This is a genomic window from uncultured Campylobacter sp., from assembly GCF_938031315.1.
Lineage (GTDB): Bacteria > Campylobacterota > Campylobacteria > Campylobacterales > Campylobacteraceae > Campylobacter_B.
On record NZ_CALHHT010000520.1, the window covers coordinates 1 to 10,087 of the forward strand.

Here is a 10,087-nt window from a genome sequence, read left to right on the forward strand (position 1 = left end):
TCCCAGCTTCAAAACCTCGCCTACCGGCACTTTTACATTCGCCTCGGCAAGATACAAGCTAACGTCGCCGTCCTTTAACGCGTTAGCGGGTTTAACGTCCGTTACCGCTGCGTAAGCGCCGGTTAAAGTAGTATAAGGCAAGGATTTATTTTGAATATATGCGGAGAAAATATTTTCAAATTTTACGGTAACGGGACCCGTCATATTACCCAGAATCACTCTATCTTTAAACAAAGGAGCCTTTCCTTCGCCTGCCGGAGCGCCCATAGCGGTTTTGCTCCTTCCTTGGAATTTATAAAACCATCCGCCCCACAATGTAGTATCGGGGATATCTTTATTGGATATCGCTACGCCCTCGAAAGCCTCTTTAAACGCCCTCGTATAGTTGCCCGCAACGAGCGGAGTAACGACATATTGTCTACCCGCCTTTATATCGGTATTTCCTATGCCGTATCCTAGGTATAATTCCGATAATACCGCACCTTTAGTATACCACTCCTTATCGTAGGCGGTCTTATTGCTTGAGCCTACGTGATACGGCATCAACCAGCCCTGTCCGGTAAGCCCTATTCTAAAGCCGTAAAGAGGATCGGTAACATATCCAAGCTCAAGACCCACGCCGAATGCCTCGTAGTCCTTATCGCCCGTAGCGGCCTCGCCTCTGTTGTCTACCGTTTTATTGGCGTAAGTGGTCTTTACCGTTCCGCCGAATTTACCGTTAGTGATCGCCTCGGCTACGCTATCCGCCGCGCTTAACGAGGATACCGCACATGCGCAAACCGCCGCAGCTAAACTTAGTTTGATGAGTTTCATTCGAAATCTCCTTTCATAAAGATTTACAAATATTTATAAAATGAATTATATCAAACAATCTCGCTGTTTGCGATAAAAAAAAAGGGGGGGGAATTTAAAATAAAATTACGCAACTTTGTAAAGATTAAATTAATGAATAGTGAAATTTATCGCCTGATTTATGATTTTATGATTTGGCGAATATTTTCGGCTTGCGTCCCGACCTCAACTAGCGGATAAAAGCGATCAAAACCTCAAAATTTCCAAAATACCAAACCGACCCGCAAGATAGAAATTTTTACAGAAATAAAAGAGTGAAATTCCGCCGCTTTTAAATTTTAAAATTTAAAAAGCTCGTGAAGCTTGCCCGCTGAAATTTCTCTTTAAATTTAAAACGCGGCTACATAGATATATGCAGCCGCGCGGAATTTTGCTAGCAGATCGAAGCTCTAAATTTAGATAATCTACAGAGCCTTTGCGATCAGCTCGTTTACGTTTTTGATAAACTCGCTCGGATTTTCAAGCTCCTGCCCCTCGCTAAGACGTGCCAGATCGTAGATTATCTCGGCTACTTGCGGCAGCATCAGTTTATCGGCCTGCAGCTTTTTGATGATCTCGTGATCCGCGTTGATCTCCAAAATCGGCCTTACGGGCGGCAGATTGCGGCCTCCCATCTGCTTAAGCAGCTGCTGCGTCGCAAAATCGGGATCGTTCTCGTCAAAAACAAGGCAGGAAAGCGAGCCGCTTAGACGCGATGAAATTTTAACGTCCTTAACGCGATCTCCTAAAATTTCTTTGATCTTTGCGGCGATCTCTTTGGCTTGCGGCGTCGCGGCGTCGTCGCTCGCAGCTTCCTGCTTGATCGAAGTCGCATTTTTAACCGGCGTCTTATCAAACTCAAAAACGCCAGGCATCACGATCGTATCGATCTCATCGTCGCAGAGCAGCACCTCCGTGCCCTCGGCGTTAAATTTCTCGATCAGAGGCGAGCTTTTAAGCATCGCGGCGCTGTTTCCCGCGATATAATAGATCTCTTTTTGCTCCGCGCCCATTTTTTCCTTATACTCGCTAAGCGTGATGAGGCCGTCTCGCAGGTTTGATTTAAAAAGACAGAGCTTTAAAATTTCCTCTTTGTTTGCGCCGAAGCCGTAAAGCCCCTCTTTCAAAACCTTGCCGAATAATTCGTAAAATTTTATGTATTTTTCCCGATCGCTTTGCAAAAGCTTCTGCAGCTCGGATAGAATTTTTTTCACGCTTTGTTCGCGGACATAGGCTAGAATTCGATTTTCTTGTAAAATTTCGCGGCTTACGTTTAGCGGCAGATCCTCGACGTCCATTATGCCGCGTACGAAGCGCAGATAGCTAGGCAGTAGCTCTTTAGCGTCGTCGGTGATGAAAACGCGCTTAACGTAGAGCTTCACGCCGCTTTGATAATCGACGCGGTATAGATCGAAAGGCTCGCTGCTCGGCACGTAAAAAAGCGTCGTGTATTCGTGCGTGCCCTCGGCCTTGGTATGGATATAAAACAGTGGATCGCCGCTGTCGTGGCTGATCTGCTTGTAAAATTCATTGTAATCGCTCGGCTTTAGGCTGTTTTTTGGTAGCTGCCAAAGCGCGCTCGCGCGGTTGATCTGGACGTTTTTAACCTCGCTATGTCCCTGCTCGCCCTCTTTTTGCGCAGGCACGTATTCTTCTTTATCCATAAAGATCGGATAGGGGATGTGGTTGGAGTATTTTTTGATGATGCCTTCTAGCCTATATTCGTCCAAAAACTCCTCATCTTTCATGTGCAGGATTATCGTCGTGCCGAAGTCCTCTTTCTCCGCCTTTTCGACCATGTAGTTGCTCGCGTCGCTGCTCCATTTAAAGGCGTCTTGCGAGAGCGGCTTGCGGCTGATAACATCGATGCGGTCCGCGACCATAAACGCCGAATAAAACCCGACGCCGAACTGTCCGATGAGGTTGCTGTCCTTCGCCGCATCGCCGCTAAGGCTCGCCATAAAGCCCTTCGTGCCGCTGCGCGCAATAGTGCCGAGATTGCTCTCGAGCTCGGCCTCGTCCATACCGATGCCGTTGTCGCCGATGCTTAGCGTTTTGGCCTCTTTGTCGATCTTTATATCGATGCGCGGCACATACGAAAGCGCCTTGTAATCGTCGTTCGTAAGGCTTAAGTAGTTTAACTTATCCAGCGCGTCGCTTGCGTTTGAGATGAGCTCGCGCAGGAAAATTTCCTTGTTTGAATAAAGCGAATGGATCATCAAATTTAGCAGATCATTCACTTCGGTCTTAAATTTTTTCTTTGCCATTATGCGGTCCTTTTTGAAAATTTTGGCAGATTATATCATGGAGTGCTAATCTTGTCAAGAGTAGAATAAATAAACTTGATATGAATACTATCAAGTTTTGGAAATTTATGCGCGTTATACGTGCGCACCCGAAGTATGTAAAATTTAAACCCGGCTGCGGATTATACAACGAGAAATGATCCGAATTTGACGGTGCATTTACACTAAATTTGCGGATTTTTCTTGGTCATATTTTTTTGAAAAATTCAAAACAAGATGATATAATCCCCCCGATATTAATGCGATTTTGATGATAAAGCCCGGTGTTTAACCGACTAGCAAAAAGGATTTCATTTGAATAACGAAGAAATCATACAACGCATAAATGAGCTGAGAGAAAAGCGAGGCAAAAATTTAAAAAGCCCAAATGAAAATGTCTGCGAGACGGATGCTAATGCGGATCTAAATACGGATGCCGCCGTAAATTTGACTGAAAAATCAGGCGCAGGTTCGGCTACAAATTTAAGCCAAAAACCGAGCCCTAAGCCCTCCGTCGCTACCGCAAGAAACGAACAATCGATCAAAGACGCAGACCTCCGTACTCCACGCAATAATCGATCTACGCCGAAAATACTCCCTCTCATCATCGTATGTATAGTCGCGGTTTTTATAGCGATAAAGGCACCTTTCCGCACAGAAATTTTGAACGAAACCCAAATTCCTATCAATCAAGCAAACGAAGACGCGAATAAAAATCCTAAAGAAATTTCTATTCGTACCAAAGACGGTACTTTAAAAATGAAAAATCCCGTAAGATTTCGCGAAGATTGCGACGGCGGAGACGGCGATGCCTGCGCCGTGCTTTCGAGCCTACTACTATTAAATGGCGAAATTTCGCAAGAGGGCGCCAAAGATCTGCTTAAAAAAGGCTGCTACGAGCTTAACGGCGGCGAAAGCTGCACGAGACTCGCAGGCTACGAGGATAGAGATTCGCAAGAGGGCAGAAAACTGTATAAAAAAGCATGCAAGCTCGGCAATGGCGAAGGCTGCTTTATGTTCGGTTACGTCGCGTATTTTGACGACGATGACAAAGAAGCGGGTACGCAATACTTTGAGCGATCGTGCGAGTTGCGATTTGCAGAGACGTGCTATTTTCTAGTGGGAATTTATTCAAATGATCCGGCAAAATCGCAAAGATATCAGGCTCTATTTGAGAAATATCAACAAGAAAACGACGATGCGATAATCAGCTTTAGGCGCAGATAATTTTGCGGCTTAATGCACTTTTGCGCGCTTTGTTTGCGAGCTTAAATTTGCGCAAATCAAAAAGCATCTTTTGCTCGGCAAGTATGCAAAATTCAAATTTTTATTCAAACCCAAGCGCCGCGTCAAATTTACACAAACGCAAAAAGTAAAATTTAATCAGTTTATAAATTTAAAGCCTCTCGCAGAGATCGCCTTAAATTTACGCAAGCTCATACTGTCCACGTCTTTTTAAATTTTACTCATCACGTCGTCGATTATCGCTTGCGCGCCGTTTTTATCAGCGAGCTCAAGCAGCCCTTTGCTCGCGCGCGCCACGTCGAAGCTCTCAATCAAGCTCAAGATCCGCTCGCCGCTTGCGTCCTGCTGGCGCACGATTTCGCAAAGTCCGCGCTCTTTAAGAAATTTCGCGTTATAAAACTGATGATCCGCCGCTGCGAACGGAAACGGCACAAATATCGCAGGCAGGCCATTTGCGCAGAGCTCCCACAGCGTGCTGGCACCGCTGCGTCCGACGCAAAGATCGGCGCTTGCGATGAGCTCGTGCATATTTTTGCAAAAGCCCACGAGCTGTACATCCAGGCCCTGCTGCGCGTAGATCTGCGAGATGCGCTCAAACTCTCGCTCGCCGCACTGATGGATCACGCCGTAGCCGAGACTCAAAAGCTTGGGCGCAAGCTCCACGGCAAGCGAGTTGATAAAACTCGCTCCCTGCGAGCCGCCCAAAAAGATGACCCTTTTAAGCGCCGTGCGCGCCCGCGCCGTCTCGAAAAAAATATCCGCGATCGGATAAGCAAACGCGGGCTTTTCATAGGAGCTGTAAAACGCGCGCGCAAAGGGCCTCAGCAGGCGGTTGAGCCGCCCGCAAACGGCGTTTTGCTCGTGGATAAAAAACGGCACGCGAGAAAGGATCGCCGCGATGGATGCGGGCGCCGAGCTGTATCCGCCCACGCTGATGAGCGCGCGGACGCCGTTTTGCTTTAAAATTTTACGCGCCGCAAGCGAGAGGCACAGGATATTTAGCAGCGAGGCTAGCTTGGCAAAGCCCTTTTTATCGACGACGCCCGAGCTTTGCAAAAAATAGGTGCGCGCAAAAAGCTCGCTATTTTCAAACCACGCGCGATCCTGCCCACGGTTTGAGCCGATAAAGATCGTCTCAGTGCCCTGCTTCGCAAGGCGGGCGGCTAAATTTTTAGCGATTATCAGATGCCCGCCGGTGCCGCCGCCGCTGATTGCTATGACCATACTTTTCCTTTAAATTTATAAAATTTCGCACCTAAATTTAAGCCTCGGCGCGCTTCGGCATAGAATTTCAAACGCAAAATTCAGCTCTAAATTTACGCCTAAATTTAAATCGCACTCGCTCCAAAGCCCGCAAAAGCCTTAAAATTTCGCCCTTTTCGACGCCATCAAAACGAGCCCCACCGCAAACGACGCCGCGAGCAGATGGCTGCCGCCGTAGCTTAGAAACGGCACGGCGATACCCTTAACCGGCGAGATCGACGTGATGCCGTAGGAGTTGATGATGAACGAAAAGAAAAACATAAAGCCGATACCGAGGCAAAAGAGGAAATTTACGTTACTCGGCGACTTACTCGCGGTCTGAAAGATGCGAAAGAGCATCGCATAAAATAGCGCCACGATGAGCAGAATCCCGACAAATCCCCACTCCTCGGCGATACCTGCAAGCACGAAGTCGGTATGCACCTCGCTCAGATAGCCTAGCTTAAAGCTTCCAAGCCCAAGCCCCTGCCCGAAAAACTCGCCGTTGTTTATCGCATTTAGCGAGTGTCCGACCTGATACGGCGCGCTAGCATCCTCTATACGCAGCCCGGCGGCAGTCTCGGGCGACATAAACGACAGCACGAAATCCTGCACGCCGCCCCACCACGAGCGCACGCGATCGACCCTGTGCGCGCTCGTGACGATAAAAACGTAAGCAAGCCCCAAAATCCCCATAAAGCTAAAGCCGATGAGCTTGAAGCTAGTGCCCGCAAAAAGCGACATAAAAATCATCGTAAGCCCCAGTACCGCGACCTGCCCCAGATCGTTTTGCACGATGGCGACCAGGATCACCACGAAGCCGAAAAGCGCTACGTAAGGAAGTAGCGTCGCGATCTCGCGCCCGATGCTTTTTTTGGAGTGATCGAGCTTGCGCGAAAAGCTCCACGCCAAAAAGTAGATGAAGCCCACTTTAAAAAATTCCACCGGCGCGAGGTTAAAAAACGGCAGCCTGATCCAGCGCGCCGCGCCGTTTACGTCGGCGACCAAAGATTTAGGTAAAAAGCCCATCGCGAGCATCAAAATCCCCATTATCGCAAAAAGCGACATGCACACCGGCGTTAGGCATTTATCGGGGTTGGCGCGCGAGACGATCCACATCACCGCGATGCAGGCGATCCCCACCGCGCACTGGCGATAAAAAAAATGTAGCGGCGTAGTGCCGAGCAAAAGCACCGTATATGAGCTCAGCGACAGCGAAAATATCATGCCGATCGTAATGAGCGCGCAGGTGAAGTAGTATAGCCATTTATCGGTTCTCAATCGTCTCTCCGTTTTAAATTTATTCGCATCTACGTCCGCCGTGCACGCTTGTCCTGCCGCACGATGTTTTGAAACCTCGCATCGCGCCCGTGCCGCACGGCGCCGATCGTGGCACCGCCTTTTAAAAAGCATACGGCACGACCACGTATTGTCTCTTTTGGCACGTAATGCGATCATGCGTCTTTGACGCGTGGCACGATCACACATTGTCTTTTGGAACGCAGTGCGAATTTTATCTCGCACATAGGCGACTTTGGCAGCGCACGCTGCGAGATACCGCGCCGAAAAGCACAGCACGTCCCGCGCCGCCTTTTAAGTACGAATTCTTCTTGCACAAGGCGGCTTTCGGCACGCTATAGCATGGTCACAAACCGAGACTATGCAAAATTGCACATGGGCGTTCGTGTTGCAAATCAGCTGCCACGCACGACAAGCCAATACTCCGACAGTTTCTCCCGCTTGCGCAGTCGCAAGACGCTTAATATCGGCGCGGCGCGATTTAAAATTCAGGTCCGCTACGGCAAATTTTTAAATTTCAAAATTCCAAAGCCCAAAAAGAAGCAAAATTTTAAAATTTAAATTCTACCGAGCTTTGTAAATTTATAAAATTTGAAATCGCAAAATTTTTAGCGCTCAATTTTTAAATTTTAAAACCATCCTATTTCTACTAACGCTTGCGCTTTAAAATTTCGCGCCGCGGTTTAAATTTAGCGCCAAGAACACAGCGCTCAATTAAACCGCGCTTTAAATTTCAATGCGTCCTAAAACGGCGTGCCGTAAACGCAAGCTGCAAAACGCGCTGTTTGTACCGCGCTACATCCACCTTTAAAGCGCCGCCGCACCGCAAAGAACTTTGACGCATCCTAGCGCATCCGTATAAACCGTCTGCCTTGCCATAGCCACAGAGGTACAAGCGCGAGCTGTAAAACACGCAAATTTTAAAATTTAAAATTCGCAATAGGTACCGAAATTTTAAAATTCCGCTGCGACAAATCCGATAAATTTTAAAATTTCTAAAATTTAAAATTCTATCGACATAGACCCATCAAATTTTAAAAATTCCGACGCCGCAAAACCAATAAATTTCAAAATTTAGCCGCTTAAATTTTATCGAAATTTTAAAGCTTACTTGATTATGTCGCGCTGGCCTTTGGCGTTGATCTCGCTTAAAACGCCCATCTGCTCGAGCTGCTCGATGATCGTCGCGGCGCGGTTGTACCCGATACGCAAGCGGCGCTGCAGGTAGCTGATCGAGGTCTTCTCCTCCTCCAAAACAATCGCTTTCGCCTCATCGTAAAGCTCGTCAAGCACAATATTTTGCGGATTGATTATGCCGCCTTCTTGCTTGGCGCCCTCGTTTTCGATCAAAAATCGCTCGTCATAAACGACGCTTTCTTGCGCTTTTAAAAATTCCGCGATCTTGTTGATCTCGTTCTCGGTCGTAAACGGCGCGTGCAGGCGGATGAGCCCCGGCGCGGTAGGCGGCGTAAACAGCATATCGCCACGCCCGAGCAGGCTGTCCGCGCCCATCTGATCCAAAATCACCTTGCTATCGACCTTTGAGCCCACGCGGAAGCTGATGCGGCTAGGCAGATTCGCCTTTATCAGCCCCGTGACGACGTCCACGCTAGGGCGCTGCGTCGCTACGATGAGATGGATGCCGCTAGCGCGCGCCATCTGCGCCAGACGCGCGATGTAGTGTTCCACGTCCTTGCCGCTCGTCATCATCAGATCTGCGAGCTCATCGATAATAACGACGATGTAAGGCAAAATTTCGCCCCCCTCGCGCAGCATCTTTTCGTTGTAGTTATCGATATTTTTCGTCCTGTTTTGCGCCATGAGCGAGTAGCGCTGCTCCATCTCCGCAACGAGATTACTTAGTGCGATGATCGCCTGCTTAGGCTGCGTGATGACGGGCGTTAGCAGGTGTGGGATGTCGTTGTAGATGCTAAACTCGAGCATCTTGGGATCGATCATTATAAGGCGCAGGCTCTTGGGCGAGTTGCGATACAAAAGGCTAAGCAGCATGGCGTTGATGCCCACGCTCTTGCCGCTTCCGGTGGTGCCTGCGATGAGAAGGTGCGGCAGCTTCTTAAGATCGGTAACGAACGGCTGCCCCACGATGTCCTTGCCAAGCACGATGGTAAGCGGGCTGGAGGCGCTTTTAAACACGTCGCTTTCTAAAATTTCGCGCAGATAGATCGTATCGATATTTTGATTCGGGATCTCGATACCCACGACGTCTTTGCCCGGAACCGGCGCTTGGATGCGGATGGTCTGCGCCCTAAGAGCCATCGCCAGATCGTCTTGCAGCGTTAGAATTTTACTTACCTTGATATGCGCGGCAGGGCGAAACTCAAATGTCGTAACGACCGGGCCCGAGTAGGTCCGCACCACATCGCCGTCGATCTTAAATTTACGCAGCTTATCGAGCAGGTCGTAAATTTTACGATCGATCTCGCTCTCGTCGATGTTACTTTTCTTTTTCGGCGGCGGGTTTAAAAAATCAAGCGGCGGCAGCTTAAAATCCTTGGGCTTAGCCACCCTGCCCTTATCGAGCTGATCCAAAAGCCTTTTATTTTCGGCGACCTCACTTAGGCGCTCGACCCTTTTTAGCCTACTCGGCTTTCCCTTTTGCGGCATTTTAAGCTCGCGTTCAGCGGAAGCCTGCGGACCCTGCGCGTCACCGAAATTCTGCTCATTCTCGGGCTCGCGAGCATCGTTTAAATTTTGAAAATTTTGCCCGCCTTCAAAACCGCGCCCGCTTGCACCTTGCTCCACAAAATTACCCTGTTTTGCCGAATTGTCCTCTGTGCTCAAAGCGTCATTCAAAGCGTTAAAATTTTCCGCACCTCTCAAGCCCTGCGCAGACGAATGCCTTGCAAGCCCGCCTCTTTGCGTCGCATCCGCATCGCTAGCGAAATCATCTCCAATTCCATCCTGTGAGCTTTCGTCTCTTGAGCCAATAAAGCAGTTTTTGATGATGTCGGTAAAACGATCTTCAAATATCAGCACTAGCGAAAGCACAAAAATCGTAATATTAAAAATCCACACGCCAACGCTTCCGATCATGCGCCTAAGTCCGTCCACTGCGAAGCTGCCAACTGCTCCACCACTAGCGCCAAAGAGACTCGACTGCACCATCAAAATGGTAAAAAATAGCAAAATGGCTCCGATGCTAAACTCAAAAAATCTAAAGTCAA

General features: G+C 48.5%; 6 protein-coding genes. 1 reads left to right on the forward strand and 5 read right to left on the reverse strand.

Annotated elements, in window-relative coordinates; translation table 11 throughout:
* A partial coding sequence (locus tag Q0236_RS12895) for an OprD family outer membrane porin (protein ID WP_297918870.1) occupies nt 1–813 on the reverse strand: 813 nt, incomplete at its 3' end.
* A 443-nt stretch (nt 814–1,256) separates the two neighbouring features.
* On the reverse strand, nt 1,257–3,098 hold the full coding sequence (htpG, locus tag Q0236_RS12900; RefSeq protein WP_297918873.1) for a molecular chaperone HtpG: 1,842 nt from the start codon (nt 3,096–3,098) through the stop codon (nt 1,257–1,259).
* Between the two features lie 333 nt (nt 3,099–3,431).
* On the opposite strand from htpG, the gene Q0236_RS12905 reads away from it, so the two are divergent.
* Nucleotides 3,432–4,343 carry a hypothetical protein gene (locus Q0236_RS12905; RefSeq protein ID WP_297918876.1) on the forward strand — a complete coding sequence of 304 codons (912 nt, stop codon included), beginning with the start codon at nt 3,432–3,434 and terminating at the stop codon, nt 4,341–4,343.
* A 228-nt stretch (nt 4,344–4,571) separates the two neighbouring features.
* Here the strand turns inward: Q0236_RS12905 and Q0236_RS12910 are convergent, their stop codons facing one another.
* From Q0236_RS12910 to Q0236_RS12920, 3 genes are all read right to left on the reverse strand, one after another.
* Entirely contained in the window at nt 4,572–5,585 is a 1,014-nt protein-coding gene (locus Q0236_RS12910) for a UDP-N-acetylglucosamine--N-acetylmuramyl-(pentapeptide) pyrophosphoryl-undecaprenol N-acetylglucosamine transferase (protein WP_297918879.1), read from the reverse strand.
* A gap of 138 nt (nt 5,586–5,723) precedes the next feature.
* On the reverse strand, nt 5,724–6,884 hold the full coding sequence (locus Q0236_RS12915) for an FtsW/RodA/SpoVE family cell cycle protein (RefSeq protein ID WP_297918883.1): 1,161 nt from the start codon (nt 6,882–6,884) through the stop codon (nt 5,724–5,726).
* Nucleotides 6,885–8,009: 1,125 nt separating this feature from the next.
* Nucleotides 8,010–10,028, reverse strand: coding sequence for a DNA translocase FtsK (locus Q0236_RS12920; RefSeq protein ID WP_297918886.1), 2,019 nt, complete (start codon nt 10,026–10,028; stop codon nt 8,010–8,012).
* Between the last annotated feature and the right edge of the window lie 59 nt (nt 10,029–10,087).

What these genes read in the sequence shown, in the direction of transcription:
- Q0236_RS12910 (WP_297918879.1), bottom strand. Translation starts at nt 5,585, where the DNA reads ATGGTCATAGCAATCAGCGGCGGCGGCACCGGCGGGCATCTGATAATC.
- Q0236_RS12920 (WP_297918886.1), bottom strand. Translation starts at nt 10,028, where the DNA reads ATGGTGCAGTCGAGTCTCTTTGGCGCTAGTGGTGGAGCAGTTGGCAGC.
- htpG (WP_297918873.1), bottom strand. Translation starts at nt 3,098, where the DNA reads ATGGCAAAGAAAAAATTTAAGACCGAAGTGAATGATCTGCTAAATTTG.